The sequence below is a fragment of the Mesorhizobium sp. WSM4848 genome, assembly GCF_055811375.1.
This window is the reverse complement of sequence record NZ_JBVVPX010000001.1, coordinates 344,160-370,757: the sequence shown is the minus strand read 5'-3', so window position 1 is coordinate 370,757 and position 26,598 is coordinate 344,160. Positions and strand designations below refer to the sequence as shown.

General features: G+C 62.2%; 28 protein-coding genes and 1 pseudogene. 14 read left to right on the top strand and 15 right to left on the bottom strand.

Annotated elements, in window-relative coordinates:
- Positions 1-3: 3 nt before the first annotated feature.
- From AC0L16_RS01775 to dxs, 4 genes are all read left to right on the top strand, one after another.
- The gene (locus AC0L16_RS01775) at positions 4-255 is read left to right on the top strand and encodes an exodeoxyribonuclease VII small subunit (RefSeq protein ID WP_023799340.1); all 252 of its coding nucleotides are present in this window, start codon (positions 4-6) and stop codon (positions 253-255) included.
- Between the two features lie 110 nt (positions 256-365).
- Complete coding sequence (locus AC0L16_RS01770) at positions 366-632, top strand: DUF2277 domain-containing protein (protein WP_202364001.1); 267 nt, start codon at positions 366-368, stop codon at positions 630-632.
- Between the two features lie 10 nt (positions 633-642).
- Positions 643-1,563 (top strand): pirin family protein, encoded by a 921-nt coding sequence (locus AC0L16_RS01765; protein ID WP_473618634.1) that lies wholly within the window; start codon positions 643-645, stop codon positions 1,561-1,563.
- A 133-nt stretch (positions 1,564-1,696) separates the two neighbouring features.
- Positions 1,697-3,610 (top strand): 1-deoxy-D-xylulose-5-phosphate synthase, encoded by a 1,914-nt coding sequence (dxs, locus tag AC0L16_RS01760; protein WP_473618632.1) that lies wholly within the window; start codon positions 1,697-1,699, stop codon positions 3,608-3,610.
- Between the two features lie 162 nt (positions 3,611-3,772).
- On the opposite strand, the gene AC0L16_RS01755 is transcribed toward dxs, so the two are convergent.
- The 9 genes from AC0L16_RS01755 to AC0L16_RS01715 form a co-directional block, all read right to left on the bottom strand.
- Positions 3,773-4,150, bottom strand: a complete 378-nt coding sequence (locus tag AC0L16_RS01755; protein ID WP_473618631.1) for a DUF3307 domain-containing protein — start codon at positions 4,148-4,150, stop codon at positions 3,773-3,775.
- A 28-nt stretch (positions 4,151-4,178) separates the two neighbouring features.
- Positions 4,179-6,071 carry an adenylate/guanylate cyclase domain-containing protein gene (locus tag AC0L16_RS01750; RefSeq protein WP_473618629.1) on the bottom strand — a complete coding sequence of 631 codons (1,893 nt, stop codon included), beginning with the start codon at positions 6,069-6,071 and terminating at the stop codon, positions 4,179-4,181.
- Positions 6,019-7,299 (bottom strand): NAD(P)/FAD-dependent oxidoreductase, encoded by a 1,281-nt coding sequence (locus AC0L16_RS01745; RefSeq protein WP_473618778.1) that lies wholly within the window; start codon positions 7,297-7,299, stop codon positions 6,019-6,021. Before AC0L16_RS01745 ends, AC0L16_RS01750 begins: the two co-directional genes overlap by 53 nt.
- A 30-nt stretch (positions 7,300-7,329) precedes the next feature.
- The gene (locus AC0L16_RS01740; RefSeq protein WP_473618777.1) at positions 7,330-7,785 is read right to left on the bottom strand and encodes a DoxX family protein; all 456 of its coding nucleotides are present in this window, start codon (positions 7,783-7,785) and stop codon (positions 7,330-7,332) included.
- A gap of 37 nt (positions 7,786-7,822) precedes the next feature.
- Positions 7,823-8,599, bottom strand: a complete 777-nt coding sequence (locus AC0L16_RS01735; protein WP_473618628.1) for an HvfC/BufC family peptide modification chaperone — start codon at positions 8,597-8,599, stop codon at positions 7,823-7,825.
- Positions 8,586-9,614, bottom strand: coding sequence for an MNIO family bufferin maturase (gene bufB / locus AC0L16_RS01730; RefSeq protein ID WP_473618627.1), 1,029 nt, complete (start codon positions 9,612-9,614; stop codon positions 8,586-8,588). The genes AC0L16_RS01735 and bufB overlap by 14 nt, the downstream gene beginning before the upstream one ends.
- Before the next feature lie 32 nt (positions 9,615-9,646).
- Positions 9,647-9,916, bottom strand: a complete 270-nt coding sequence (locus AC0L16_RS01725) for a BufA1 family periplasmic bufferin-type metallophore (protein WP_473618626.1) — start codon at positions 9,914-9,916, stop codon at positions 9,647-9,649.
- A gap of 219 nt (positions 9,917-10,135) precedes the next feature.
- On the bottom strand, positions 10,136-11,221 hold the full coding sequence (locus tag AC0L16_RS01720) for a patatin-like phospholipase family protein (protein ID WP_473618625.1): 1,086 nt from the start codon (positions 11,219-11,221) through the stop codon (positions 10,136-10,138).
- Between the two features lie 50 nt (positions 11,222-11,271).
- On the bottom strand, positions 11,272-12,102 hold the full coding sequence (locus AC0L16_RS01715) for a 3-hydroxybutyrate dehydrogenase (RefSeq protein WP_473618624.1): 831 nt from the start codon (positions 12,100-12,102) through the stop codon (positions 11,272-11,274).
- Between the two features lie 147 nt (positions 12,103-12,249).
- On the opposite strand from AC0L16_RS01715, the gene AC0L16_RS01710 reads away from it, so the two are divergent.
- The 5 genes from AC0L16_RS01710 (at position 12,250) to AC0L16_RS01690 (ending at position 15,824) form a co-directional block, all read left to right on the top strand.
- A complete protein-coding gene (locus AC0L16_RS01710; RefSeq protein WP_473618622.1) occupies positions 12,250-13,164 on the top strand; it encodes a LysR family transcriptional regulator in 915 nt (304 codons plus the stop codon).
- Positions 13,165-13,365: 201 nt separating this feature from the next.
- Positions 13,366-13,866: a cupin domain-containing protein gene (locus tag AC0L16_RS01705; RefSeq protein ID WP_473618621.1), complete on the top strand. Its 501-nt coding sequence runs from the start codon at positions 13,366-13,368 to the stop codon at positions 13,864-13,866.
- A 92-nt stretch (positions 13,867-13,958) separates the two neighbouring features.
- A complete protein-coding gene (locus AC0L16_RS01700) occupies positions 13,959-15,161 on the top strand; it encodes an MFS transporter (protein ID WP_473618776.1) in 1,203 nt (400 codons plus the stop codon).
- 49 nt (positions 15,162-15,210) lie between these two features.
- Positions 15,211-15,342: a hypothetical protein gene (locus tag AC0L16_RS01695; protein WP_473618620.1), complete on the top strand. Its 132-nt coding sequence runs from the start codon at positions 15,211-15,213 to the stop codon at positions 15,340-15,342.
- On the top strand, positions 15,339-15,824 hold the full coding sequence (locus tag AC0L16_RS01690; RefSeq protein WP_128183694.1) for a DUF302 domain-containing protein: 486 nt from the start codon (positions 15,339-15,341) through the stop codon (positions 15,822-15,824). The genes AC0L16_RS01695 and AC0L16_RS01690 overlap by 4 nt, the downstream gene beginning before the upstream one ends.
- Before the next feature lie 164 nt (positions 15,825-15,988).
- Here AC0L16_RS01690 and AC0L16_RS01685 read toward each other — a convergent pair whose 3' ends face one another.
- Entirely contained in the window at positions 15,989-16,927 is a 939-nt protein-coding gene (locus AC0L16_RS01685) for a LysR family transcriptional regulator (RefSeq protein ID WP_473618618.1), read from the bottom strand.
- A gap of 146 nt (positions 16,928-17,073) precedes the next feature.
- Between AC0L16_RS01685 and AC0L16_RS01680 the strand changes: the two genes are divergently transcribed.
- A complete protein-coding gene (locus AC0L16_RS01680) occupies positions 17,074-17,466 on the top strand; it encodes a transketolase C-terminal domain-containing protein (protein WP_473618617.1) in 393 nt (130 codons plus the stop codon).
- Positions 17,467-17,994: 528 nt separating this feature from the next.
- Here AC0L16_RS01680 and AC0L16_RS01675 read toward each other — a convergent pair.
- A pseudogene (locus tag AC0L16_RS01675) lies at positions 17,995-19,895 on the bottom strand (TPR end-of-group domain-containing protein).
- Positions 19,896-20,246: 351 nt separating this feature from the next.
- Positions 20,247-20,648, bottom strand: a complete 402-nt coding sequence (locus AC0L16_RS01670) for a GFA family protein (RefSeq protein WP_473618616.1) — start codon at positions 20,646-20,648, stop codon at positions 20,247-20,249.
- A 171-nt stretch (positions 20,649-20,819) separates the two neighbouring features.
- On the opposite strand from AC0L16_RS01670, the gene AC0L16_RS01665 reads away from it, so the two are divergent.
- From AC0L16_RS01665 to AC0L16_RS01650, 4 genes are all read left to right on the top strand, one after another.
- On the top strand, positions 20,820-21,608 hold the full coding sequence (locus AC0L16_RS01665; RefSeq protein ID WP_292593940.1) for a TlyA family RNA methyltransferase: 789 nt from the start codon (positions 20,820-20,822) through the stop codon (positions 21,606-21,608).
- Entirely contained in the window at positions 21,605-22,846 is a 1,242-nt protein-coding gene (locus AC0L16_RS01660; protein ID WP_473618614.1) for a class I SAM-dependent RNA methyltransferase, read from the top strand. Before AC0L16_RS01665 ends, AC0L16_RS01660 begins: the two co-directional genes overlap by 4 nt.
- 84 nt (positions 22,847-22,930) lie before the next feature.
- Entirely contained in the window at positions 22,931-23,302 is a 372-nt protein-coding gene (locus AC0L16_RS01655; RefSeq protein ID WP_027152353.1) for an antitoxin Xre/MbcA/ParS toxin-binding domain-containing protein, read from the top strand.
- Positions 23,268-23,801 carry an RES family NAD+ phosphorylase gene (locus tag AC0L16_RS01650; RefSeq protein WP_473618774.1) on the top strand — a complete coding sequence of 178 codons (534 nt, stop codon included), beginning with the start codon at positions 23,268-23,270 and terminating at the stop codon, positions 23,799-23,801. The genes AC0L16_RS01655 and AC0L16_RS01650 overlap by 35 nt, the downstream gene beginning before the upstream one ends.
- A 99-nt stretch (positions 23,802-23,900) precedes the next feature.
- On the opposite strand, the gene AC0L16_RS01645 is transcribed toward AC0L16_RS01650, so the two are convergent.
- The 3 genes from AC0L16_RS01645 to AC0L16_RS01635 form a co-directional block, all read right to left on the bottom strand.
- The gene (locus AC0L16_RS01645; RefSeq protein ID WP_473618613.1) at positions 23,901-24,122 is read right to left on the bottom strand and encodes an AbrB/MazE/SpoVT family DNA-binding domain-containing protein; all 222 of its coding nucleotides are present in this window, start codon (positions 24,120-24,122) and stop codon (positions 23,901-23,903) included.
- Positions 24,103-25,515, bottom strand: a complete 1,413-nt coding sequence (gene tldD / locus AC0L16_RS01640; RefSeq protein ID WP_473618612.1) for a metalloprotease TldD — start codon at positions 25,513-25,515, stop codon at positions 24,103-24,105. Before tldD ends, AC0L16_RS01645 begins: the two co-directional genes overlap by 20 nt.
- A 237-nt stretch (positions 25,516-25,752) precedes the next feature.
- Positions 25,753-26,358: an invasion associated locus B family protein gene (locus AC0L16_RS01635; protein ID WP_473618611.1), complete on the bottom strand. Its 606-nt coding sequence runs from the start codon at positions 26,356-26,358 to the stop codon at positions 25,753-25,755.
- Between the last annotated feature and the right edge of the window lie 240 nt (positions 26,359-26,598).

The following is a 26,598-nucleotide window of genomic DNA, read 5'->3' as shown; positions in this document are numbered from 1 at the left end:
ACGATGGCTGGTGAGAGCAACGAAGACGTCAAGGCGATGAGCTTCGAGCAGGCGCTCGACGCGCTGGAGAAAATCGTCGATGATCTGGAGCGCGGCGACGTGCCGCTCGACCAGTCGATCCGCATCTATGAGCGCGGCGAGGCGCTGAAGCTCCATTGCGACCGGCTGCTCAAGGCGGCCGAGGACAAGGTCGAGAAGATCAGGCTTTCGCGCGACGGCAAGCCGGTGGGGACAGAGCCGCTGGACGCGGAGTAAGGCGCGGTCCCGAACGACAATTTCGCCGTGCGGCTTTTCGACATGATCATGATTGAGGATAATACTCATCCCGCTTGAAACGGCTCCAGGACGAGAGGAGATTGCGAACGATGTGCAGAAACATCAAGACACTGTTCAATTTCGATCCGCCGGCAACCGATGACGAGGTCCGCGATGCCGCGCTCCAGTTTGTCCGCAAGCTGAGCGGAACGACGCGGCCGTCGAAACAGAACCAGCATGCGTTCGACCACGCCGTCGAGGCCATAGCCGCGTCTGCGCGCGAATTGCTGGACAGCCTCGAGACGACACAGCATCCGCGCAATCGCGAAGAGGTGGCGGCCAAGGCGAAAGCCAGGTCTGCACTCCGCTTCGCTTGAGGAAGACCGCATGAGCTTCTTCCCCGGAAACGACCCTCTGCCCGGTGACGCCTTCGCCAGCGACCAGATCGAGCTGATGGTTATTCCGAACGCCAAGGACATTGGCGGCTTTCAGGTTCGCCGTGCCTTGCCGACCGCCAAGCGTCGGCTGGTCGGTCCCTTCATCTTCTTCGATCGCATGGGACCGGCGATTTTGCGAGCCGGCCAGGCGCTCGATGTCCGCCCGCATCCCCATATCGGCCTGTCGACGGTCACTTACCTGTTCGACGGCAAGATCAGGCATCGCGATTCGCTCGGCACCGAAATGGTCATCCAGCCCGGTGACGTGAATTTGATGACCGCCGGTCGCGGCATCGTCCATTCCGAGCGTACGCCGCAGGAACTGCGCGGTGCGCCGATGTCGGTTTCCGGCCTGCAGACATGGCTGGCGCTGCCGGACGATAAAGAGGAGGTCGAGCCGATCTTCGAGAATACGGCGGCCGTGCGTCTGCCCGGGATCGACGCCGAAGGGGTCAGCGGACGCGTTGTCATTGGCGCGTTTTCCGGGTTGCGGTCACCGGTCGTGACCGCTTCGGACACGCTCTATGCAGACCTCAGCCTGGCGCGCGGCGCCAGCGTGAAAATCCCTGCCGATGCCGAGGAGCGCGCGATCTATACGTTGGAAGGCGAGGTTTCGATCTCCGGTGACCGCTTTCCGGCAGAGCGGCTGCTGGTGTTCCGGCCCGGTGACGAGATCGTCGTGTCGTCGGAGGGTGGAGCGCATTTTATGCTGTTCGGCGGTGCCTCGCTCGGCTCCAAGCGCTACATCTGGTGGAATTTCGTGTCTTCGTCGAAGGAACGCATCGAACAGGCGAAAGAAGAGTGGAAGACAGGCCGCTTCGATATCGTTCCGGGGGATGAAGAAGAGTTCATTCCTCTGCCGGACAATTAGAGCGCCGCGCGCGGTTTTGGACACGCAAAGGAAACCTTAACACTTTGAATCTGAGCCGCGTCACTCGCACGCATTTACATTCGCCGGCCAGCGGCCTATTTCGCACGTGAATAAAAAGCAGGCCCTAGCACCAGTGAACGCAAAGCTCCATACGCCCCTTCTCGACAAGGTCCGCATACCGGCCGACCTCAGGACGCTTGACGAACGTGATCTGCCGCAATTGGCATTGGAGCTTCGCACGGAGTTGATCGACGCCGTGTCCCACACCGGCGGACATCTCGGTGCTGGCCTTGGCGTGGTCGAACTGACGGTGGCATTGCATTATGTGTTCAACACGCCAGACGACCGGCTGATCTGGGATGTCGGTCACCAGGCCTATCCGCACAAGATCCTGACCGGCCGCCGCGACCGTATCCGCACGCTGCGGCAAGAGGGCGGCCTGTCCGGCTTCACCCAGCGCGCCGAGAGCGAATACGATCCGTTCGGCGCCGCCCACTCCTCGACCTCGATTTCCGCCGGCCTCGGCATGGCAATGGCACGCGATCTCTCCGGGGGCCGCAACAATGTCATTGCCGTTATCGGCGACGGCGCCATGTCGGCCGGCATGGCCTATGAGGCGATGAACAATGCCGGCGCGCTCGATGCCCGGCTGATCGTCATCCTTAACGACAACGACATGTCGATCGCTCCGCCGACCGGCGCGATGAGCGCCTATCTGGCCCGCCTGGCGTCGGGCAAGGCCTATCTGGGCTTGCGCGATTTCGGCAAGAAGCTGACCTCCTATCTCGGCGAGCGCGCCGATCGCGCCATCAAGCGGGCGGTCGAGCATGCGCGCGGCTATGTCACCGGGGGCACGCTGTTCGAGGAAATGGGTTTTTATCACATCGGCCCGATCGACGGTCACAATCTCGAGCACCTGATCCCGGTGCTGAAGAACGTCCGCGACAATGCCGACGGTCCGGTGCTGATCCACGTCGTGACCCAGAAGGGCAAGGGCTATGGACCGGCCGAGGCGGCCGCCGACAAATATCACGGCGTCAACAAATTCGACGTCATCACCGGCGCGCAGGCCAAGGCGCCGGCCAACGCGCCGAGCTACACGAAAGTCTTTGCCGAAAGCCTGGTCCAGGAAGGCCGCGAAGATGATCGCATCGTCGCCATCACCGCCGCCATGCCGAACGGCACCGGCCTCGACCTCTTCGGCGAGGTGTTCCCGTCGAGGACCTTCGATGTCGGTATCGCCGAGCAGCACGCGGTGACTTTTGCCGCCGGCCTTGCCACCGAAGGCTTCAAGCCTTTCGCGGCGATCTATTCGACCTTCCTGCAGCGCGCCTACGACCAGGTCGTCCACGACGTGGCGATCCAGAAACTGCCGGTGCGCTTTCCGATCGATCGCGCCGGCTTCGTCGGGGCCGACGGGGCGACCCATTGCGGCGCTTTCGACACGACTTTTTTGGCGACGCTGCCCGGTTTCGTCGTCATGGCCGCGGCGGACGAGGCGGAACTGCGACACATGGTGCGCACGGCGGCAAGCTACGATGAAGGCCCCATCGCCTTCCGCTATCCGCGCGGCAACGGCGTCGGCGTCGACCTGCCGGAGCGTGGCTCGGTTCTGGAAATCGGCAAGGGCCGTATCGTCAGGGAGGGCACCAAGGTTGCGCTGCTTTCCTTCGGCACGCGGCTGCAGGATTGCCTGGCTGCGGCCGAGGAGCTCGGCGCGGCAGGGCTTTCCACCACGGTCGCCGATGCTCGTTTCGCCAAGCCGCTCGACGAGGACCTGATCCGACGGCTGGCGCGCTCGCATGAGGTGCTGGTAACAGTGGAAGAGGGCGCGGTCGGTGGCTTCGCCAGCCATGTGCTGCAATTCCTGGCCCATGAAGGGCTGCTGGAAAACGGCCTGAAGGTACGCCCGCTTGTGTTGCCCGATACTTTTGTCGATCACGCCAAGCCCGAAAAGATGTATGCCGACGCCGGGCTTGATGCCGCCGGTATCGTGCGCACCGTCTTCGTGGCGCTGGGACACACCGCCAGCGCGCAAAGCGCCTGAACCAAAATCTCAAAGGCCTGCACCAGTTTGCCGACCAGCGGTCGTAACTGACTGTTTGCGTTGTCATTTGACATTCGCCTACGGTGTCTCTGGTCTCGCGGCGAAAGCTCGTGCCGCCGCATCAATGTTCGGTCCTCGTTGTCCCGCCTCAAATTCCCCTCTCTAAGCGAGCGCAGCGAAGATCAGGCCGACATAGGTAAGCTGGTGCAAGAACTGGTCAGCTCCATGCATGGCCCAGAATGTCCGCGTGTCGGGGCCAGCATGGCTGCGCCCGGACAGCCCGGCTTTGGTGTAGTCTGTCGCGTAGTGGACCGTGAATTCCGCGGCAGAAAGCAGGACGATTGCGGTGGGTTCGAGCCCGGCGATGAGAAGGGCCGGCAAAGAGCCGAGCGCATGCAAGCCCGCGTGGACATAGCCGCCGGCGCGGCGCAGATCGCCCTTTCCGCCCATCATCCAGCCGGGCTGGAGCAGATAGTCGGCGATGAAGTGCTTTAGCTGGAGGCAGAAAAGCATTGCGAGCGTCAAAGTCATCATTTCCATGACCATACTCCATGGCCGCAGCGGTTTTTCAGGTTGCGAGCGTGTGTATCAGGACCGGGAGTGCCTTCCCGCGAACATTCGTGATGCCAAGTGGCTGCGCGGCGATCTGGCCGCTTGTCTGCGCAAGCGTCATGTCGCTGAGCACGACTTCGACGCCGTGTTCCTTGGCGACGCCAACGAGACGGCTTGCCAGGTTGACCGTATCGCCGATGGCCGTATAGCTCAGCCGTTCGGCCGATCCGACATTGCCGACAATCGCGGTGCCGGTATTGATGCCAATTCGCACCCGTATGTCGCTGTGGTCCGGCGAAACGGCGGGCAGCGCATGCATCGCGGCCCGGATCGCGGCTGCAGCGCTGCATGCGCGGCGTGCGTGATCCGGCACGGCTGTCGGTGCGTTCCAGATGGCCATAACGGCGTCGCCAATGAACTTGTCGACGGTGCCTCCCTCGGAATGAATGGCTTCGACTGCAAGCGTGAGAAAATTGGTGAGATGCGGCTGGACATCGGGCCCGAGCCGCTCGGTGAGTTCGGTGAAGCCCGGCAGATCGGCAAACATCACGGTCACTTCCACGAGCCTGCCGCCGGGCGCAGGCTCAAGCCCTCCCGCGACGAGGGGCCGGACGACGTCGAGCGGCATGTACTTGGCGAAAGCCGACAAGCCGCCCGCCATGCGCTTCAGCGCTTCCGAGAAATCATTGAGTTCGGCCAGGAATGTCGGAACATGCCGCACCTGGTCGAGCGAGAACCGTTCGATCTCACGGAGCTGCGCGGCAAGCTGGCGGATTGGCCTGGCGAAAAGCAGGTTCGAAAAGAGCACGGCAGTGGCCGCTGCCAGCACGATGAGCCCGGCGACCACCAGCAGCACCCGACGCGTGTTACGGTCGATCTCTTCTGCGAAGGAGGAGCGCGGTATCGCGGTCAGGAGCCGCCATTGTTCGAAGGGGAGCGCAAACGAGGAGACGTAGACCGGGCCGATCTCGCCACCATCAACCAGCGTGCGAAATTCGTTCCCTTTCATCATCGAAATGGCGTCGCCCACCGCGGCGGCAAGCGCATCGCTCTTTGGAAAATCGCGAAGATGAGCAGGCATAGGACCGCCGGGCGCATCCGATGCAGCCAGTACTTTGTCGCTACCGCCCAGCACGAACGTCTTGCCGTGACCTGATACTTGCAGACCACTCAGCGCCTGCGACAAATTGGCGAAACTCACGGCCACCATGACCACGCCCTGGTACCTGCCATAGAGCTCGACCCGCTTTGAAACAACCACCGAGGGCTCGAAGCCATTGGGCAGGACGTCGATCACGCTCCAGACAGGTTCCGTCGAGTCCATCGCCCGGCGATACCAGGGCGCACCGAGCGCTAGGTAAGCGGTCTCGCCATTGATGCGTTCTTCGAACATCACATCGCCGGGGATGGGATGATAGATATCACGACGCAACGGGCGCGGCTTCCCCGGCATGCCCGGGCCGATTTCGACCATCTCGATCTTGCCGCCGGCCGCCGCGTGCGAGCCGAAAAACCGTCCGTCGGGGAAGCCGAATCCGATCCAGCCGATCGCGCGCTGTTCACGCAGCAGCGACAGGAACAGGAATTCGCGTCTGACCTCGTCATCGGCCTTGATCGTGCCTTGGAACAGGATCGAGCGGATGATCTCGGCCGTGCCTGCCACGACGGCCAGCGTTGATGTCAATTCGCCGCGGACAGAATCGGCACTCTGGGCGCCAAGGCTGGCGACGATCATCTCGACATTGCGGGTTGCCGTGCGCTCCCAGATGACATGCACCGATGCAGCCGTCGACATGACCGCCATGAGCAGCAGCGCCGTCATCGCCCGCCCAAGCGCTATGCGCGGCAGGCGGCGCCTACCGGTCGCGGCGTTCGGTGATGAGGCGCGCGTTGCGGTCAAATGTTGCATAGGCCCAAGCCCAATCGAGGAAGACAACGGTGCGGTTGCGGAAATCGACAAGGAACCACAGATGCGCGAAGCTCCAGAGCAGCCAGGCTAGGAAACCGCTCAGTTGGATGGGTCCCAAATCCGCGACGGCGGCCTTGCGGCCGATTGTGGCGAGATTTCCGTAGTCGGCGTAGCGGAAAGGTTCTGCCATCCGCCCCGCAAGTCGCGCCTTGATGAGGTCTGCCACATAGCGGCCCATTTGCTTCGCGGCAGGGGCGACGCCCGGAACCGGCCGGTCGTCCTTGCCCTTTACCGAAGCGGTATCACCGATGACATAGACGCCTTCGCGGCCAGGCACATGCAGATGTCCGTCGACAACGACGCGGCCGGCGCGATCGGCCGCGACGTCCAGCCATTTCGCCGCCCTTGAGGCCATAACGCCGGCAGCCCAGAGCACACAGGCTGAAGCGACGCGTTGCCCATCCGCGAGCGCGACGCCATTGTCGTCGCACTCCGTAACCGCGGCGCCGAGCTTGACCTCGACGCCAAGCTTTTCGAGCTGCGATTTGGCCGATTGCGAGAGCTTCTCCGGAAATGCGGTGAGCAGCCGTTCGTCGGCCTCGACAAGCACAACCCTTGCGGTCGAGGAATCGATGTTGCGGAAATCGCGAACGATCGCTTTGCGCGCGAGTTCGACGCCGGTGGGTCCGCCGCCCACAACCACAAAGGTAAGGAGTTTTTCTCGAAGAGCCGGATCGTCGGTCACTTCTGCCTTTTCGAACGCGGTCAATATGCGGGCGCGAATTTCTGTGGCGTCGCCTATGGTCTTGAGGCCAGGAGCATTTGCTTCCCAGGCGTCGTGACCGAAATAGGCGTGGCGGGCGCCGGTGGCGATGATCAGGTAGTCGTAGGGAATTCGCCTGCTGCCGGTCAGCACAGTCCGCGCAGCGGTGTCGACGCCCTCCACCTTTTCCATCAGGACGGTTGCATTCTTCTGGCTGGCGAGGACGCGCCGGATCGGCATGGCGATCTGCGCCGGAGATAGGCCGGCCGTCGCCACCTGATAAAGCAGCGGCTGGAACAGATGATAATTGCGGCGGTCGACGACAGAGATATCAACCGGCGCGTTGCGCAACCCGAGCGCTGCGTTGAGGCCGCCGAAGCCCGCGCCGAGAATGACGACCTGCGGCCGGCGCGGTGGAAGCGCATCTGTTTTGGCCGGCGTCGCTTCCAACTCTGCCAACATCATCACTTCTTCTCTGGATTGCCGCAGCATTGTTCACGCTCCGCGACCGAAATAGCCGTCGACCAGATAGTCCAACGATATGACGCCTGCGCCGCGAGCCAAAATGAGCAGCAGCAGCGAACTCCACATGAGGTGTTCGCCCCAGTGTCCCGGATAGACGAAGATCTGGATCACCGCGACTACCCCGAGCAGCATCAGCGCGCCGAGGCGCGAGAACAGGCCGAGGAAAAGCAATGCGGCGCCGATGATTTCGGCGGCTGTCGCGAGCGGGGCCGCCAGCGCCGGGTCGATCAGCGGCAGATTATATTCAAACGCGAAAAGCTGTAGCGTTACCGGCCAGGAAGCGAGCTTGGTCTGCGCCGATTGCCAGAACACGTGGGCGACCGCGACGCGACCCGCCAGCTGAACGAGAGAAAGGGGTATGCTACCCGCCAGGTTCAGAGCCCTGCGGTAGGCGACGGCTAGGCTGCGGCCACTGGTTGAAGGCATTTCGCGGGTCACGCTCATTGGTCTCTCCATATTTCGTTTACTGCGGGTGGTCGAAGCCGATGCCGGTCACCAAGCCTTCGCCGAACAGGCTGACGAGGGCGCCGAGGACATCGAACATCGGTTCGTGCGTGAGGGCGTGTGAAACGGCCCTCTCCAGGCCGAGGCCCTTTTTCAGAGAATGGCGGAACGAGAACTGGGCGCTCGTGAGGCGCGCGAAGCGTACATTGTCGCCGTGCCTCCAGAGCGCGATGCGCTCGGCTTTTCGCTGCCAGACGTCAGCTTGATCCGGAACGCCACCGTTCTGATGCGCCGACCAGATCGACAGTACCGGCCAATGCGACATAACGAGGCGCAAGGATGGCTGGAGCATCAGTTCGAGGGTCGAGCTCGAGGCTTCGCCATCCAGTGCCGCCAGGTTCAGCGCCGGCAGTGATGCCGCATCAAGCGCCTCGGCGATCGCCCATTCAAGCCGCGCCGTTTCCGCGACGAAGGGCATTTCAGCCAGTCCTTGGAAGGTCCCGAGGAAGCGCGGGAAGTCGGAGCCGTAGCGCACCAGCCTTGGCTCGCCGGGGGGATGCTGACGAATGAACTCGCTTGCGGCATAGCGGAAGAACCGCTCGTCGACCATGCGAACGACGACGGGGAATACGGCCATCAGCGTCGCTGTCAGCGAGGCGCGGGTATTGTTCTCATAAATGCGCAGCCGTCGGCATGGATCGGCGCGGCCCGCTGAAACGAGCGACGAAAGGCCGAATTGCGGGTTGCCAAGCACGGACTGCGCGATGATGTTCTGCAGATGTTCAAGCGGCAGCATGGCGGCTCCTCCTGACGTCACGGTCAGCAGCGAGGCGCGCGGGCTTGATCGCATCGAAAGCGGCAAGCACCGGCATCTGACCGCGCGGTGCATCGCGTTCGAACGGAACGACGATGCCTGGAGCGGACTGCTTCGGCGCGGAAACAGGAAGGGAATCCTGCCGCTTGCGGAAGGCGATCGAAGCGGCAAGCATATCCGCCCACATGGCTTCGCCCAGCAGCACGTCGAGCACGGGCACGTCGGTATCCCATTCGATCAGCGTGGGGCGTGGGCCGAATTTCTCGATCGCGCCGGCATAGAGTGACCACACGGCGGGCGGCACGCGCGAGCCGTGGTCGTCGATCAGGACGGTGTCATCGCCAACGTCGTTGACGGCATGGCCTGCCAGATGGATCTCGCCGATCGCCTCGGCAGGCAGCACCTCGATGAACGCAGCCGCGTCGAAGTCGAGATTGTGGGCGGAAACGTAGACGTTGTTCACGTCGAGAAGCAGGCCGCATCCCGTGCGCTTCACAAGCTCGGCCAAGAACTCGGCCTCTGTCATCGTCGAACCGCTGAACTCGATATAGGCAGAGAGATTTTCAATCAGGATGCGGCGCTTCAGAGTGTCCTGAACGAGCTTGATATTGTTGGCGACGATCGCGAGCGCTGCTTCGTCGTAACGGAGCGGCAAAAGGTCGTTGAGGTAGGCTCCATCGGCGCCGCTCCAGGCGAGGTGTTCGGAAACAAGATCGGGTTCGAAGCGCACGCATACCTTGCGCATGCGTTCCAGATGGTCGCGGTCGACGCCGGAAGCGCTGCCGAGAGACAGCCCTACGCCGTGCACAGAAAGGGGGTAGGTTTCACGCAGTTTTTCGAGCGCGGCGACGGCAGCTGAACCGCCCATGTAGTTTTCGGCATGAACCTCCAACCAACCCGCCGACGGGCGGCGGCTAAGCATTTCAGCAATGTGCGGCGAGCGAAGACCGATGCCCGCAGCTTGCGGAATTGGGAGGGTGGGAAGCTTATTGGGCATCAGTCGTCTCCATTGGGTTGCGTGGGAGTGGATCAGGCCTTGGGTTCGGTGCTGCCGCTGGCAAGCTTTCCGCAAGTGCCGGCCGGCACATAGATCCATGCGTCGGACTGGTTGTCGGCCGTAGAGGTCCCGGCGCAAGAATGCGTGGCGGTCTGGCAATCGTTCTGGCCGGCCTTGACGACGCCGTAGCACTTTTCGAACGAGTACTCCGGCTGAGCGGCCGGACCGGCGAAGGCAGCGCTGGCGGCGAGCGTGGTAGCCGCGGCCAAAGCCGAGCCGATGAGCGATTTGGTATTGATCATGATTTTCCGTCTCCTGGGTTTGTGTTTGGTTCAGACCGGCGATCAGCCCGTCTGAAGCCACTCTCTTCGATCGCAGCCATCAACTGAAATGCTGTCTTGGCATGGTTTCGATAGACGCGCTGTATGCGCCGGCTGCATGAAAAGAGCCCTCCGGGAGGGTTGCCGGAGGGCTCAGCAAACCGGCATCCAGAGGGGGATAATGCCGGCCGGGAGTTGTTGTCAGAGATAGCGTTCGTGGATGTCCACCGTCGAACGCTGTCCGATGTGGTTATAGTTGGCTTCGAGCCATTCCTCGGCGCGTTCACGGCCGCGGTCGCGAAGATCCGTAAGCAAGCCCCAATCGGCATTGAGCTTGCTGGAGACGCCAAGCTTTTTCATGGTCTCGTCGTCCGAAATGCCGTGGACGAAGATGCGCTTGAGGTCGAGCGTCTGGCCAGCCTCCGAGTCGATCAGTTGCGTGACGAAGGCGATCGCCCGCATTTCCCGCAAAAGCGAAGAGTTGAAGCTTATCTCATTGATGCGATTAAGGATATCCGTCGCCGAGCGCGGCAGTTCGGCGCGTTCTATAGGATTGATGTGTACGATCAGCACGTCCGGCGTGTCGCAGGAATAGATCAGCGGGAAGATTGCCGGATTTCCCATGTAACCGCCGTCCCAATAGGCCTCGCCGTCGATCTCGACGGCTTGGAACAGGAACGGCAGGCATGCCGACGCCATGATGGCGTCGATCGACAGCTCGTCATTGGAGAAAACCTTGACCTTCCCGGTCCGCACATTGGTCGCGCAGATGTTGAGTTTCAGCGGACAGCGCGACATGCGGACGGCATCGAGATCGATAGACTGCTCGAGAACGTTTTTCAGCGGATTGAAATTCAAGGGATTGAACTGATAGGGCGACATCAACCGCGTCACCATGTCGAGCATCAGGAAGGCCGGGGAGTATTCGAGCGAACGCGACCCGGCCATCTTGTCAAGCAGGCTCGGCTGCAAAGGGCTGAAGGCCGCCGCGTGGCTGACGCGGCGCCAGAAATTCGCAAGCGCCTTCTGCGCGCCGCGCCGTCCGCCTTCGGCGAGCCCGTAGGCAAGCACCGCCGCGTTCATAGCCCCGGCGCTGGTGGCGACTGCCCCCTCGAAGGACAAGTTCTCCTCGTCAAGGAGCCGATCGATGACACCCCATGTGAAGGCGCCGTGCGCGCCTCCGCCCTGAAGCGCGAGGTTGATCGTCCGCTTCCCGCGGACCACGCTGGCCGCGGCCGGTTCCGATTGGCTGGAGGCAAGCTTCACAACCTCGGCATGAGTGTTCACCGGTACCCTCCTCGCGTAAAATTGCAGACGTTTTGACGATGACGGTGCGCTCAGTGCGCAGTCCAGCCGCCGTCGATCGGCAAGGCTGTCCCGGTGATCGAAGCTGCGCAGTCACTGCAGAGAAATACCGCAAGCGCTCCCATCTCTTCCACAGTCGCAAAGCGCCTGGTCGGCTGGTTCTTCAGAAAGATGTCGCGGATAACGGCGTCGCGGGCGATGTTGTGCGACTTCGCCTGATCCTCGATTTGTTTCTCGACGAGCGGCGTCCAGACATAGCCTGGACAGATCGCGTTCGAAGTCACGCCGTACTCGGCGCCCTCGAGAGCGACCACCTTCGTCAACCCGACCATGCCGTGCTTGGCTGCGACATAGGCTGATTTGAAAGGCGAGGCGATCAGCCCATGGGCGGAAGCGATGTTGATGATGCGGCCATAGCCGCGACCCTTCATCGGCTCGAAGGTCGCCTGGATCAGATGGAAAGCCGAACTCAGGTTGATCGCCAGGATCGAGTCCCATTTGGCGACGGGAAATTCGCTGACGGGCGCAACATGCTGTATGCCCGCGTTGTTGATCACGATGTCGATCTGGCCGAAGCGTGCAACGGCCCGTTCCACCATCACGTGGATAGCGTCGCGGTTCGACATGTCGGCGTTGTCGTAAGCGACGTCGACGTCATTTTCCTCGGCCAAGGCGGCACGCTGCGTTTCGATTTCCACCGGATCCCCGAACCCGTTCAGCATGACGGCAGCACCGTTCTTCGCCAGGGCGCGGGCGATGCCGAGGCCGATGCCGCTGGTCGAGCCGGTCACGATCGCCGTCCGGCCTTCCAGGGGGCGGCGCATTGCAAGCGTATCGGTTTCAGGTTTGCTGACGTCGAGCATTTCGGTCTCCGTTGATGTGCCGCAACGCTGCGGCTGTTCTGCGGGACCTTGAGCGATGCGCGCTCAACAATAAAATGCCGCTGTGCTATCAAATCCATGCGTCCATTGCATTGGCTGGAGAAGGTTCGGGCGCGCTAGGGGATTGGCATGGACATCCACCACATCCGATATTTCCTCGCCGTCTGCGATACGCGGAACTTCACGCGCGGCGCCGAGAAATGCAACGTCACCCAGCCGGCGCTCAGCCGCGCGATCCAGCAGCTCGAGGACGAGGTCGGCGGCCTTTTGTTCCGGCGCGAGCGCAATCTGACCCACATCACCGATCTTGGCGCGCTGCTTCGGCCGCGCTTCCAACAGATCCTCGATGAACTGAGCGGCGTGCATCAGGAAGCCTCGCGCTTCCTTTGTCTCAAGGACGCGCATCTGAAGGTCGGCATCATGTGCACGATCGGCCCGCGCCGCTTCACCGGTTTGCTCACGGATTTCAACATGCGCCACAAGGGAATTCAGTTGCAGTTGGTTGAAGGGGTACCAAGCCGGCTCTCACAACTGCTCGAGGCGGGCGAGATCGACGTCGCAATCATGTCGTCGAGCGAAAACTTCCCGGAACGCTTCGACGTGACGCCACTCTTTCGCGAACGCTTCATGCTGGCGTTCCCGACCGGCCATCGGCTGACGCAGCACGAAACCGTGCCAATCAGCGCGATCGACGGCGAGATCTATCTAAGACGCGTCAACTGCGAGTATTGGGACCATCTCTCTCATCTTTGCGTCGAGCGCGGAGTGAAGCTTCGCATCTCCTATTCCAGCGAGCGAGAGGACTGGATCCAGAACATGGTTGCCGGAGGGCTCGGCATCTGTTTCCTCCCCGAATACACCGCCGTGATTCCAGGGCTGCAGGTGCGGCCGGTGACAGAGCCGGAGGTGACCCGCGATGTGTGCCTCGTCACTGTCGCCGGCCGCCGCTTCTCGCCCGCGGTGTCGACATTTGTCGGTGCGGTCAAATCCTATGGCTGGGCAGAGGGCGCATCACCGGTTTCGATGCGCCGTTCCGCCGCGTAATCGAAACTCCGTCGACTACGCAGGATTACGCCTGCGGTTCGGGTGCGAGCCGGTACGACTGCGCCCAGGCTCACGCGATAGCTTCAGGCTATGGAATTCAGAAGTACCCGGCATTTCTCTTGGCAGCCGTGCTCGCCCAATCTCCACATCACGCCCCGCATGAATTCCCATTGCCGGGCTCGATAAAAGGAGAGCCGCAAAATGTTTTTGAAAGTCATAGCACCTCGCAACCCGATCAAACTTGTTCTTGCGTTCGGCCTGCTCGCTTCGGCCGCGGCTTTCGCTGTAGCACCTGCCCACGCCGGCGAATGCCCGGTCGACCAGGTCGCCACCAATGCCGTGCAGTCGATGCCGAGCGCGCCGGAAGGTGTCACCGACGAGGTCATCAGCACGATCGACCTCAGCACGAAGGGCGACGCCTGGAAGGGCAATAGGTTCCGTCTGCGCAAGCTCGTCGTGCAGCCCGGCGGCGTCGTGCCGTGGCACGACCACTCCACGCGTCCGGCAAATATCCTGGTCGCCGAGGGCGCGATCAGCGAATACAGCAACACCTGCAAGGTGGCGATCGAGCACAAGGCCGGCGAAGCCACCGCCGAGTTCGGCCAGCTCGCGCATTGGTGGAAGAACAACGGTTCGGTTCCTGCCGTGCTCTATTCGGCCGACATCCTGCCGCCGGACATGGACGCCCACGACGCGATGTAACCGGACCGCAGCGTCCCGCTAATTGACCCTCAACCTCCATCGGCGTTCCCGGTCCCCTTCGGGAGCGTCGAACCATGCACGGAAAAATTCCGATGGCCAGCTATGACGAAGCCGTTGCCTCGAGGCTCCGCAGGGTGTCGACGGACAGCCTGCGTTTCGGCATCATTGCCTTGATCGCATTTCTGACGCTCGTCGACCTTTTCGCCGCGCAGGCGATCCTTCCCTCGCTCGTCGTCAAATTCAGCGTCAGCCGCGCGACGATGGGTTTCGCGGTGAACGCCAGCACCTTTGGAATGGCGATCGCCGGCGTCGCGGTGGCGCTACTCGGCCGCAACATCGACCGGCGCAACGGGATATGGTTCAGCCTTGTCGTGCTCGCCATACCGACTGCGCTACTTTCGATGACCGACAGCATCGCAATATTTGCCCTCCTGCGCGTCCTGCAGGGCCTGTGCATGTCGGCGGCCTTCACGCTGACGATCGCCTACCTCGCCGAGCATTTCTCACCCGGCCAGGCGGCAGGCGCGCTCGCCGCCTACGTCACCGGAAACGTCGCCAGCAACTTCTTCGGCCGCATCCTTTCGGCGGCTGTTGCCGACGGCTTTGGCATCTCCATCAACTTCCTGACCTTCGCTGCCCTAAATATTGCCGGCGCGTTGCTGGTCTGGCTGACTCTGAAGAAGACCGACCGCATGATGCGAATTGACGCCGACCACCCTCCCGTTGGTGGCGCCTGGAAAGCCCACTTTAAGAACCGAGAACTGCGCGGCAGCTTCGCGATCGGCTTCCTGATCCTGTTCGTCTTCATCGGCACGTTTACCTATGTGAATTTCCAACTGGCCGCAGCACCGCTGGCCCTGTCGCCGATGGCGCTTGGTCTCGTTTATTTCGTATTTCTGCCGTCGATGCTGACAACCCCGCTCGCCGGCCGCGTGGCAAGGCGGTTCGGCCCGGCCAGCGGCATCGTCCTGACGCTCGGGATTGCCGTCGCCGGCCTTCTGGCGCTGCTCACTCCAAATCTGCCGATCGTTCTTGCGGGCATGGCGCTGATCGCCATCGGAACATTCTTGGCGCAGGCGATCACGACTGGCCATGTCAGCCGCGTCGCCGCCCGCGACAAGGCCGCTGCGAGCGGTATCTATCTTGCTTCATACTATTCCGGCGGGTTGGTCGGCAGCTTTGTCCTCGGCCAGGTCTATGACCGGCTCGGCTGGACCGCTTGCGTTGTTGTTCTCGTCGCCGCCCTGATCGCGGCAACGATAATCGCCCGCCCGCTGACGGCGCCACGCGTCTGATCCCGCTTCACCTCGACGTTTACCGCCGCTCATGAGCGGCGGCATTTCCATGGAACCTGCCAGCCATACGCTCCACTCATCAATTCAGGCATCGAACGGCATTATCAATCCGCCGAGCCTTTCCGCATCCTTCTTCCAGCCGGTCATCGGACCGGCTTCACTCACGGAGAAAGAAAAATGATCAATTCAGTCAAATCGACCCTCGCGGCGACGGCGCTTGTCCTGACGCTTGCCACCCCGGGGTTTCTGGCCCAGGCGAATGCTGAGACGGCGTCCGACGGCGTCGTCACAGTCAAGAGCGGCTATTCGGTTGCAGAGACCGTGTCGCGGATCAAGAAGGATGTCGCCGACAAGGGCATCACGTTGTTCGGTGTCATCGACCAGGCCAAGCTCGGCAACGCCGCCGGCAATGTCGTCAGGCCGTCGCGGCTCATCATGTTCGGCAACCCGGCACTCGGCACGACCTTCATCACCGCGAATCCGAAAGCTGGCCTCGACTGGCCGGTGCGCGTCGTCGTTTACCAGACGGCTGATGGCTCGGTCTACGCGGCCTACACCGACTTCGACTACATCGCCAGGCGCCACGGCATCGAAAGCCGCACCAAGGAATTCAAGATGGCGACGGAAGTGATCCAGTCCGTCACCTCCAGCATCGAGAAATGACCTTGAAGCGGGGCCGGCCTGCCGGCCAGATGTCCGGCCCCGAAAATTTTGCGCCGCCACGGCTTTAGTTCCTATGAGACGTGACACCCTCGTACCCAAGCATCAGACCGAGACGGCGTAGCCATCTCGCGGTTGGCGATGAGGGTCCACATTGCTGCGGTGAATTAAAGGACGCCTGAATCTTGGACGAACCCATCCGTTTGCTTTGGGCTTTTCCCACCGCATCCAACGGATCCCGAAATGAGCGCTTGCTCCCTGGCAGGTTCCCCTCCTACGACTTCGAAGAAGGCGCGGACCCGAGCGGTAGTCTTCAGGTCCGAATGCGTGACCATCCACAGTTCGCGGACAAGTTCCGGGATGGGTTCGGGGGTCACCCGCACCAGACCCGGGTTCGAGATCGCCGAGATAGCAGGGCAGGACAGCCAGCCCATGCCCAAGCGCGCCGCCACAAGTTGGTTGACGACGCTGTTGGTCCGGTAAACCAAACTCGCCGCGTCCAGACGTGCGGCCATCCAGTCGGCCACGTTGATCCCGCTGACCCTCTCCTCCCAGCCGATGAAAGGGCGGGATTCCAGCCGCCCAGCGTCAGCGCCATCCGCCAGTTCAGGCGTACCATGAACAGTCCAGGCGACATCGGCGAGCTTCCGTCCAAAAAGGTCGCCTTCCTTCGGCCGGTTGACCCGAACTGCGATGTCGGCCTCCCGGCGTGAGAGACTGAGCACTCTTTTGTCGATAACCAGTTCGATCGCGATCCCCGGATGCGCCTCGCGGAACCGGTCGACATGTTTCGTCAACAAGCTGAACGCGAGGGTCTCCGAAGACGTAACCCGCAGGCTCCGGTCACGGCCAAGGATTTCCCGGTCGAGTGCGGCAGTTTCGGTTTCCATGCGCTCCGCTACAGCCGCGGCGCGCTCGCCGGCAGCAGTCGCGGCATAGACGCCGCCAAGCAGACGTTCGAAAAGCCGGACGCTAAGGACATCCTCGAGCGAGTTCAGCCGTCGGAACGCTGTCGAATGGTTTACGCCGAGTTCCTGCGCGGCCTCGGTGAGAGAGCCGCGGCGGGGCATCGCGAGCACGAGGCGGGGGCTGTTCCAATCATCCATGGCGGTCTCCCAGCTACTTGCAAAGATGCAAGCTCAGCTTCCATACACGCCGCTACCCGCGCGGCAACGGCTCGGCGTCGACCTGCCGGAGCGTGGCTCGGTTCTCGAAATCGGCAAGGGCCGTATCGTCAGGGAGGGCACCAAGGTTGCGCTGCTTTCCTTCGGCACGCGGCTGCAGGACTGCCTGGCTTGCGGCCGAGGAGCTCGGCGCGGCAGGGCTTTCCACCACGGTCGCCGATGCTCGTTTCGCCAAGCCGCTCGACGAGGATCTGATCCGGCGGCTGGCGCGCTCGCATGAGGTTCTGGTAACGGTGGAAGAGGGCGCGGTCGGCGGCTTCGCCAGCCATCTGCTGCAATTCCTGGCCCATGAAGGACTGCTGGAAAACGGCCTGAAGGTACGCCCGCTTGTGTTGCCCGACACTTTTGTCGATCACGCCAAGCCCGAAAAGATGTACGCCGACGCCGGGCTTGATGCCGCCGGCATCGTGCGCACCGTCTTCGTGGCGCTGGGACACACCGCCAGCGCGCAAAGCGCCTGAATCAAAATCTCAACGGCTTGACTCAATTTGCCGACGGGCGGTCGTAACCGACCGTTTGCGTTGTCATTTGGCATTCGCCTACGGTGCCTCTTGGCACCGGGTCTCGCGGCCAATCTTCTAGAAGCAGGGTGAAATCCTGACGCTTGCTACCGCGTGTGAAGAGCAGAAATGCGTGGTTTCGTGCCGTTCGATTGTCGACTGGAAATGAGCGACCAGCGCCATTTCTTGACATTCCCGGCGATACTCCGAAGCGGACCTTCACGTAAGGGCTAGAGTCGACCCGTTACGGAAGTCGAGGTAGCCGCTCGCCCGCATTCACAGCACTCAGTCAATCCCTCAGCCCAATGCTTCTGCGCAGGTCAGCTATTGTCCGGCAATCGCAAGCCGCCGCCCACCTCCACGCCGCGTTTCCGGCGTTCGAGAAGCGAGCACCATGCCGAGCACGATCGCCTTTGCCAGTATCAATATCGCCTTGAGTATTTTCGTCCCTCATCGTCGAGCTGTCCGGGTGGCTGATGGCGACGTAGGTTAGCTTTCGTTTTCTGGCCGATGCCCGGTCTGTATGAACGGTCCGGTTGGCAGTCCAACTTGCATCAGCAGCGCCTGAAAACGCGGATGGTCGTAGACATTCTTGAAATCGCTGTCGATCAGCCAGCGAGCGGTTGCTTGGGGCGCGTTGACGGCCCAGCGCTGGAGCAAGTCGAGGGCCTGCTCGCTTTCGCCCAACAGCGAATAGTCGCATGCGGCGTTGAATTGCGTCAGCGGATCGTCCGGGGCGATGGTTAAGCCGCGAGACACCCATTCGAGCGCGCGCGCTCTTTCGCCGAGTCGGACCAGCGCACCGGCCCCAAGACTGGCCGCCAGCGGGATGTCGGGATGTGCGGCGAGCGCGCGTTCGGCTCGCTCAACGCCAATCAGTGCGGTCCGTCTGGCTTCTTCGTCACGCCCAAGGTCAGCATAAGTCTGCGAAAGGATGAGCCACTCCTTGTAATCATCCGGCGAGAGCGCAACACAGTGTTCGTCCATCCGTGCCGATGTCTCAAGGTCGCCCCGATCGCGCGCGGCAAAGCAGTAGAAATAGTAAGCTTCATAGAGGCTTGGGGCCAGTTCGATCGCCCGCTCGAATTCGGCGACGGCTTCGGGGTAGCGATCCTTGTAGTGGAGCGCCATCCCGTAGGAGGTGTGCGCTTCCGCCAGATTGGGGTCCAGCTCAAGCGCCTTCAGGCTCGCCACGTGAATATCGTTCACAGTCGTGTCTTCATGCTGGTTGATATAGAGAAACCAGGCGCAATCGGCGAGGCCGGCATAGGCGCGCGCATAGCTCGGGTCCAGCTCCGCCGCCTTCCTGAACATGCGTTGTGCAAGCAACACATGCTGCTGGGTATGTAGATGATAGAGATGGCGGCCCCGGAGATAGTAGTTATAGGCGTCGATGTTTTGCGTCGGTGCTTCGATCGCCTTCTTTTCATGCGGCAGCAGGTTGACCTTCAGCTGCTCGACGATCTTCTTCGTGATCTCGTCCTGCATGGAGAAGATTTCCGTCAGGTCGCGGTCGTGGCGATCGGCCCAGAGGTGCGTGCCGTCCTTCGCGTCGATGAGCTGTGCATTGACGCGCACGCGCTGGCCAGCCTTTCGAACGCTGCCTTCGAGAATGTAGGCGACGTTGAAGCGCCTACCCACCTCCTGCACGTCGGCGTGCTTGCCCTTGTAGGTGAACACCGAGTTGCGCGCGATGACGGATAGCGCCGAGACCTTCGACAGATCGGTGATGATGTCCTCGGTGATGCCGTCGACAAAGTATTCCTGTTCAGGATCGCCGCTCATGTTGGCGAACGGAAGCACCGCGATCGAGAGCTTCGCCTTTGCGAAGGTCGCGGAACTCGAGGAGAGTGTGGCGATCCGCCTGCTGGTCGGTAGATCGAGCATTACGTCGAAGACACGAACCGGGGATCGATGTTCTTCAGGGTCTGCTCGCCCCTATCCTCGAATGCGAGGTCGAGCTTGTTGCCGATGTGGTCACGGACAGTGCCCGAGACAGCAACGCCACCCGGCTTGGCAATGCCCTCGATACGCGCCGCAACGTTCACGCCGTCGCCGTAGATGTCGTTTTCGTCGACGATAATGTCACCGAGATTGACGCCGATGCGGAACTCGATCCGCTGGTCCTGTGGCACGTCGACGTTGCGCTCGCGCATCTTACGCTGGATGTCTGTCGCGCACGCGACCGCGTTCACCACGCTCGGGAATTCCACCAGGATGCCGTCGCCGGTCAGCTTGACGATGCGCCCTCGGTGCTCGGCAATCTTCGCTTCGACAAGCTCTTCCCGATGAGCCTTCAACGCCGTAAGTGTGCCGGCCTCATTGGCGCCCATAAGGCGGCTGTAGCCGACCACGTCCGCAGCGAGGATAGCAGCCAAACGGCGTTCCATGCTTCTCCGCCTTGACGCTCAAACAGCACGCACCTTACCACGCGGCGGCCGCTTGTGGAGCAGCGACCTAGGGGAACGCACTCCATTTAGCTTGCGATCACGAACTTCCGAGTTGGGTCCACCAGTACTGGTTGCCGCGAATGTCGGCTATTGGGTAGCAAAATGGGTTGATGAAGGTCGGCTTGGGGTCACGAATGCTGGTTCCGGCCAATGTCCGCTTCCAAGAAGAGAATTCGACTCCGGAAGGTCTCGAAAGGGTCATGGGCGTGAATTTGGCCGGTCGCGAACGAACCACCGCCAAGGGTCATCTTTCGCCCTTCCGCACCGGTGCTGAGTGTCAGATTTTTCCACCTAGAACCACATATCGCGCACGCAGCGACCATCGCGCGGCAGGTCCTCGAACGTGTGGAGACCATCGAAATGGTCGATTGGCAGGTCGGCGACGGCGTCAGGCGGCGCGAGCCTCACATTGACGGCGATTCGAGTGCGACCGGCGGCACTGGAGCGCAAACCACGCCAGGTCAGAACGCAGGCGCATGTCGGACAGAACAGAATCTCGAGCGACGGGTCATCCTTTCCGGAGCGCCTATAAGCACTTGTCGGTCCCGCAAGACGGATGCGTTCGTCAACATAATCGTAAGCCCACAGCGCGCCATAGCGGCGGCAAAGCGTGCAGTTGCAGGCTGTGATCGAGCCGGGATCGCCCTCCAAAGTCCAGCGGGCCGCGCCACAATGGCAGGTTCCGGTCAGCATTCGTCCTCCTAATCTTTTGGCAGCAACACGAGCATTGTTCCCAACATTGTGCCGGACCCGGTGCGATATTCAACAAATTGTGGGCGTGGCCTGATTCGCTCGCCGCTTTCGCAAGATGTTCGTTGTCCCGAACATCCTTGCCTTCGTGACAGGCTTTCGCCATGAAGGCCGATGACTTTACCAGCCAGCACACGCCAGCGGCTCGACGAACTCCTCGTCGCGCGCGGCCTGTTCCCCAGCCGCTCTCGCGCCCGCGACGCGATCGAGCGCGGCACCGTGAAGGTTGACGGCGTCATCGCCCGCAAGCCCGGCCAGACCGTCCGGGCTGATTGCCTCATAGAAGTCGATGATCCGGCGCAGGGCTATGTGTCGCGTGCTGCGCTGAAGCTGATCGCCGGGCTCGACTATTTCGGCCTCGATCCAGCCGGCAGTGAAGCGCTCGACGTCGGCGCCTCGACCGGAGGCTTCACTCAGGTCTTACTCGGGCGCGGCGCGGCGCATGTCACGGCGATCGATGTCGGGCATGGCCAGATACATCCGGACATCGCTGGCGATCCGCGTGTGACGGTCATCGAGGGATTGAACGCGCGTGATCTTTCCGCCGCCGATCTTGCCGATCGCATTCCGGATTTTATCGTCTCCGATGTCAGCTTCATCTCGCTGAAACTGGCGCTGCCGCCGGCGCTCGCCATTGCCAGGAGCGGCGCCAAAGCAATATTTCTGGTCAAGCCGCAATTCGAGGCGGGCCGCGAGGCGATCGGCAAGGGCGGCTTGCTGAAAGACCCATACGATGCCGCGCGGATTGCCGGCCTGCTGCAGGATTGGCTGGACGGCGTCCCCGGCTGGCGCTCGCTCGGACTGCACCTGTCGCCGATCGAAGGCGGCGACGGCAACCGCGAGTTCCTGCTCGCCGGGATCAAGGACGCCGGTATCGAGAACAGGGGGATCGGAGGCCGATGAACGCTCGCTTCACGATCACACGGCTGGGCTCCCAGGGCGACGGCGTCGCCGAGACCGAAACCGGCGAGCTTTTCATTCCGTTCACGCTGCCCGGTGAAACCGTCGCCGCCGCGCGTGAAAGGGATCGCGCCACGCTGATATCGGTGGTGGAGGCTTCGCCGCTTCGCATCGACCCTGCCTGTCGGCATTTCACCGAATGCGGCGGCTGTGCCATCCAGCATCTTGAGGCCGAAGCTTATCATCGGTGGAAGCGCGACAAGGTTGCGCATGCGCTCAACAGCAAGGGCATCACTTGCGACATTGACGCGCTGGTGCCGTGCGCGCCGCAGACGCGTCGGCGCGTCGTGTTCACCGCCCGGCGCAGCGAGGCCGGTATGCTGCTCGGTTTCGTTCGGGCGCTGTCGTCCGAGATCATTTCCATCGAGGAATGCCCGATCTCGCTGCCCGAGATCGTCGCAAAGTTAGGCGCTCTGAAAGCACTTGCTGAATTGGTTTGCGCAACGACGAAATCGTTCCGCATGACGGTCACGGCGACCGCTTCCGGCCTCGATGTCGCGGTTCACGAGTCCGGCAAGCTTGGCGAAAACCAACGCCGGGTGGCCTCCAATTTCGTCATCGCTCAGGGGCTGGCCAGGCTTTCGATCGATGGCGAGATCATCATCGAGCCTAAAAAGCCGGTGGTGCTGTTCGGCAGCGTCGCAGTCGCGGTGCCGCCGGGCGCCTTCCTGCAGGCTACCGAAGCCGCCGAGCAGGCGATGGCCGACATCGTCGGCCGGCACCTCGCGCGCGCCAAAAAAATCGCCGATCTCTTCGCCGGCTGCGGCAGCTTTGCGCTGCGTCTCGCCGCCAAGTCGGAAGTCCATGCGGTGGAGGGGGATGCGGCAGCGCTTTCGGCGCTCGACCGGGCATTCCGTTTCGCCAGCGGTCTGAAGCGCGTTACCAGCGAACGCCGCGACCTGTTTCGGCGGCCGCTCACATTCAAGGAGTTGAATGCCTTCGATGGCGTTGTGTTCGATCCGCCCCGCGCCGGCGCCGAAGACCAGTCGAAACAGATTGCCCGTTCCGACGTGCCGCTGGTCGCCGCGGTTTCCTGCAATCCGGTTACGCTGGCGCGCGACTTGCGCATCCTCGTTGACGGCGGCTACGCCCTGAAAAGCGTGACGCCGATCGACCAGTTCCTGTGGTCGCCGCATGTCGAGGCCGTCGCGCTTCTTGAGAAGCCGAAGCGACGGCGGTAACGGTCCGCATTTGTTGAGCTTGAATTTCGCGCAAAATGGGCCTATTTTGATCGTGACCTGTTCAAAATGTGCTGGGAACCTGTTATGAATACCGCAGCTCTCGATATCAGAGCATCGCGCTTTGGCGACGAGCGGACGCCATTTCTTTCGGCAAGACGGGTGGCTGAACTGCTGGGCGTCAATCTGACCGAACTGGCGGGCCTGATCGGCGTCGCGCGCAACACGCTTGCCGCCAAGACCGGCGCGCGCAAGGTCGACGCAGCATTGAGTCCGATTGTCCGTATCCTTGCAATGGCAGGCGAGATGGCCGGCGATGAACAGCGTGCGGCGATCTGGTTCAAGCATCAGCCGATTCCCGGCTGGGCGGGAAAGACCGCCTACGATCTCGTTCGAGAGGGCAAGACGGACAAGGTGCTTGCCTATCTGGAGGCAGTCCGCTCCGGCATCTATGCCTGAAAACAGACTGAGCCTATGGCGCGCCTTCGTGCCGCGCTGGGCGCATCTGCCGCTTTCCGGCGAAGGAGCAGCCCGCTTTGGCGGTCGCTGGAATCCAGTGGGCGCCCCAACGATCTACGCCGCGGGCGAATTGTCCACTGCTTGGGCGGAGTACAATCAGGGCTTTGTCCAACATCCGGCGCTGATTGCGCAACTCGCACTTTCAGGCGCGTGGCTGGCCGACCTGACGGACGCTGACGTGCTGACCAAGCTCGGCGTGACAACAGACATTCATCGATGTGAATGGCGTGATATCATGGATCAAGGCCTGATGCCTGAGACGCACACGCTGAGAGATCGCCTGATTGCCGATGGGCAGCATGGCGTGATCTACCCCTCCTTCATGTCGCCCGGCGGCACATGCGTCGCGCTGTGGCGATGGAATGAGAGCAACGCACCCCGCCTGAAGGTTAGCGATCCCGACCATCGCTTGCCGAAAACGGCTGCTTCATGGCTTTAATGCATGTCGCGCAAAAGTGTGCAGCGGTTTTGCGATAACGACATGCATAAAACAACAACCTAAAGCGCGTCGCATGAGGCCGGTCAAACGCGACGCGCTTTAGGGTAGTTCGAACCGGCCGCGCCGCCGCGCTTCGGCCAGCACACCCGCGTCCATTTCTTCCAACGTCTTCGGCCTGTCTCTATGGGGCAGGAATCCAAACGCGTCTTCTGGGCGTGTCTCGGCGAAGACTGGCGCAGGCTTCAGTAGCACGCCCTCCGGAGTATCTTCGACCAGAAGACGTGTGCCGGCGTCCCTTCTATCAAACCCGCGTTCCGCCAACCGTCATCTGGTTCATCCTGAGGTGCGGCTGGCCGACGCCGACCGGCACGCCCTGGCCGGCCTTGCCGCACATGCCGATGCCGGTGTCGAGCTTCATGTCGTTGCCGATCATCGAAACCCGATGCATGGCATCCGGCCCATTGCCGATCAGCATGGCGCCCTTGATCGGCTGCGTCACCTTGCCGTCCTCGATCATGTAGGCCTCGGTGCAGCCGAACACGAATTTGCCCGAGGTGATGTCGACCTGGCCGCCGCCGAAGGAGACGGCATAGATGCCGTTCCTGACCGAGGCGATGATTTCGTCCGGCTCCATGTCGCCTGACGTCATGTAGGTGTTGGTCATGCGCGGCATTGGCTGGTGCGCGTAGCCTTCGCGCCGTCCGTTGCCGGTGGCGTTCATGCCCATCAGCCGGGCGTTCTGGCGGTCCTGCATGTAGCCGACAAGCTTGCCGTCGTCGATCAGCACATTGCGGGCCGACGGCGTGCCTTCATCGTCGACGGTCAGCGAGCCGCGCCGCTCGGCCATGGTGCCGTCGTCGACGACCGTGACACCCTTGGCGGCCACCTGCTGGCCCATCAGCCCGGCGAAGGCCGATGTCTTCTTGCGGTTGAAGTCGCCTTCCAGCCCGTGGCCGACGGCCTCGTGCAGCATGACGCCCGGCCAGCCGCTGGACAGCACGATGTCGAACGTGCCGGCCGGCGCCGGGATGGCCTCGAGGTTGACCAGCGCTTGCCGCAGCGCTTCCTTGGCGGCGTGCTTCCAGCTCTCCTCGACCAGGAATTCGCCAAACCCTTTGCGTCCGCCCATGCCGTAGGAGCCGCTCTCCTGTCGGTCGCCGTCGCCGACCACCACCGACACATTGATCCTGACCAGCGGGCGGATGTCGCGCACCATCTGGCCGTCGGCACGCACGATCTCGACATGCTGCCAGGAGGCGGCGAGCGACGCCGTCACCTGTCGCACGCGCGGATCCTCGGCTCGCAGCCACGCATCGATTTCCTGAAGGAGCTTGGCCTTGGCCTCGAAGGAGGGCGAGGGGATCGGGTTGTCGTCGCCATAGAGATGGCGGTTGGTACGGGCGGGAGCCGCAGCAAGCGTGCCGGAATAGCCGCTCTTGACTGTTGACACGGCGTCGGCCGCGCGCAGCAGCGACGCTTCCGACAGATCGCTGGAATGCGCGTAGCCACTCGCTTCGCCGGCGACCGCGCGCAGGCCAAAGCCTTGGTCTGTGTTGAAATTGGCGGTCTTCAGCCGGCCATTGTCGAACATCAGCGCTTCGCTCTCGCTGTATTCGAGGAACAACTCGCCGTCGTCGGCGCCGTTGATGGTCTCGGCGACGATCTGCTTGATGCGATCGTCGGAAATGTCGAATTGGCCGATCAGGCTGTTCATGGCGCGGTCCGTCCGTGGAAAGAAATTGTCCTCACGATGTAGGCGCGAAGGTGCGTCCAGACAATCGGCAATGACCATTGTCTGTGCATGACCCCAAAAATCGGAATCGATTTTCGGAAAGGATCATGCGCAAAATCAAAGTGCTACAGCGTCCTTTGCGCGTCCTTGGACGCGCCGCGCTGTCGCCAAAGCCAGTCACAATCTCTTCTCGTTGGTAGGGACTTTAGGATTTTGGTCTCAAGGCAGGGCGGCGAAACCGTCGGCGAAACCCTTGAGCTCAACCGGGATGCCAATGCCTTCCTCCGGCGTCTGGAAGACGATGAAGGTGGCTGACGTTCCGGTCTTCAGCGTGTCGAGCAGTGGCTTTTCGAGAATGACCTCGGCATAGCAGCCGTCCTGAAAGCAGCGCACGAAATAGGCCCGGCCGATGTCCTTGCCGTCGACATTGAGGCCGAGCCCGTTGGGCAACAGTACGCCGAGCGGCGCCAGCACGCGCAGGATTTCGGCCTTGTTGTCGGCAGTGCGCAGCACGACGACGGAAAGCCCCATCTCGGGACGGTCTTCGGCGACGACGTTCTGCATCATCACGCATTGTTCCGATGTGGCGCCGGCCGGCGTGTCGCAGATGATCGACCATGCGCCATGCGTCGTTCGCACCTTGCCGGTTGGCTGCGCGGCATTGGCCTGGCTGACGCCAAACGAGGCAACATAGGACAGGCCAATCCCAGACAAGCCGACGCTAGACACGGCGGCGAGAAGGATGGCCTTCGCCAAGCTTCTCGAAAGCCCAAGTCTCGAATGCCCAAGTCTCGAATGCCCAAGTCTCGAAAGCCAAGAGTTCATGACGGCTCCATTGCGAATCACGGCACTTTAAGCCGCGCCAAGGGCAAGTAAAGGATGAGACCACTGCCGGCCCGCCTCGACCAAGGCAATTGTGCGCTTTTCCGTGCCAAATTCGCCCGAATTGCGACGGCCCGGCGCATTTTGGCGGGACACTCCGCTGCTCGGGCATTCGCGGGTCCGCCACCGCCGCGACCGCCGCACAAGGCGCAGCCGCGCTTGCGCGCAAAAATGCCGCACGGT

Bases quoted from the DNA above. Each gene is read 5' to 3' on its own strand.
- AC0L16_RS01775 (WP_023799340.1), top strand. From the start codon at position 4: ATGGCTGGTGAGAGCAACGAAGACGTCAAGGCGATGAGCTTCGAGCAG.
- AC0L16_RS01770 (WP_202364001.1), top strand. From the start codon at position 366: ATGTGCAGAAACATCAAGACACTGTTCAATTTCGATCCGCCGGCAACC.
- AC0L16_RS01765 (WP_473618634.1), top strand. From the start codon at position 643: ATGAGCTTCTTCCCCGGAAACGACCCTCTGCCCGGTGACGCCTTCGCC.
- AC0L16_RS01755 (WP_473618631.1), bottom strand. From the start codon at position 4,150: ATGGAAATGATGACTTTGACGCTCGCAATGCTTTTCTGCCTCCAGCTA.
- AC0L16_RS01750 (WP_473618629.1), bottom strand. From the start codon at position 6,071: ATGCAACATTTGACCGCAACGCGCGCCTCATCACCGAACGCCGCGACC.
- AC0L16_RS01745 (WP_473618778.1), bottom strand. From the start codon at position 7,299: ATGATGTTGGCAGAGTTGGAAGCGACGCCGGCCAAAACAGATGCGCTT.
- AC0L16_RS01740 (WP_473618777.1), bottom strand. From the start codon at position 7,785: ATGCCTTCAACCAGTGGCCGCAGCCTAGCCGTCGCCTACCGCAGGGCT.
- AC0L16_RS01735 (WP_473618628.1), bottom strand. From the start codon at position 8,599: ATGCTGCCGCTTGAACATCTGCAGAACATCATCGCGCAGTCCGTGCTT.
- bufB (WP_473618627.1), bottom strand. From the start codon at position 9,614: ATGCCCAATAAGCTTCCCACCCTCCCAATTCCGCAAGCTGCGGGCATC.
- AC0L16_RS01725 (WP_473618626.1), bottom strand. From the start codon at position 9,916: ATGATCAATACCAAATCGCTCATCGGCTCGGCTTTGGCCGCGGCTACC.
- AC0L16_RS01715 (WP_473618624.1), bottom strand. From the start codon at position 12,102: ATGCTCGACGTCAGCAAACCTGAAACCGATACGCTTGCAATGCGCCGC.
- AC0L16_RS01710 (WP_473618622.1), top strand. From the start codon at position 12,250: ATGGACATCCACCACATCCGATATTTCCTCGCCGTCTGCGATACGCGG.
- AC0L16_RS01705 (WP_473618621.1), top strand. From the start codon at position 13,366: ATGTTTTTGAAAGTCATAGCACCTCGCAACCCGATCAAACTTGTTCTT.
- AC0L16_RS01700 (WP_473618776.1), top strand. From the start codon at position 13,959: ATGGCCAGCTATGACGAAGCCGTTGCCTCGAGGCTCCGCAGGGTGTCG.
- AC0L16_RS01695 (WP_473618620.1), top strand. From the start codon at position 15,211: ATGGAACCTGCCAGCCATACGCTCCACTCATCAATTCAGGCATCGAAC.
- AC0L16_RS01690 (WP_128183694.1), top strand. From the start codon at position 15,339: ATGATCAATTCAGTCAAATCGACCCTCGCGGCGACGGCGCTTGTCCTG.
- AC0L16_RS01685 (WP_473618618.1), bottom strand. From the start codon at position 16,927: ATGGATGATTGGAACAGCCCCCGCCTCGTGCTCGCGATGCCCCGCCGC.
- AC0L16_RS01670 (WP_473618616.1), bottom strand. From the start codon at position 20,648: ATGCTGACCGGAACCTGCCATTGTGGCGCGGCCCGCTGGACTTTGGAG.
- AC0L16_RS01665 (WP_292593940.1), top strand. From the start codon at position 20,820: ATGACTTTACCAGCCAGCACACGCCAGCGGCTCGACGAACTCCTCGTC.
- AC0L16_RS01660 (WP_473618614.1), top strand. From the start codon at position 21,605: ATGAACGCTCGCTTCACGATCACACGGCTGGGCTCCCAGGGCGACGGC.
- AC0L16_RS01655 (WP_027152353.1), top strand. From the start codon at position 22,931: ATGAATACCGCAGCTCTCGATATCAGAGCATCGCGCTTTGGCGACGAG.
- tldD (WP_473618612.1), bottom strand. From the start codon at position 25,515: ATGAACAGCCTGATCGGCCAATTCGACATTTCCGACGATCGCATCAAG.
- AC0L16_RS01635 (WP_473618611.1), bottom strand. From the start codon at position 26,358: ATGAACTCTTGGCTTTCGAGACTTGGGCATTCGAGACTTGGGCATTCG.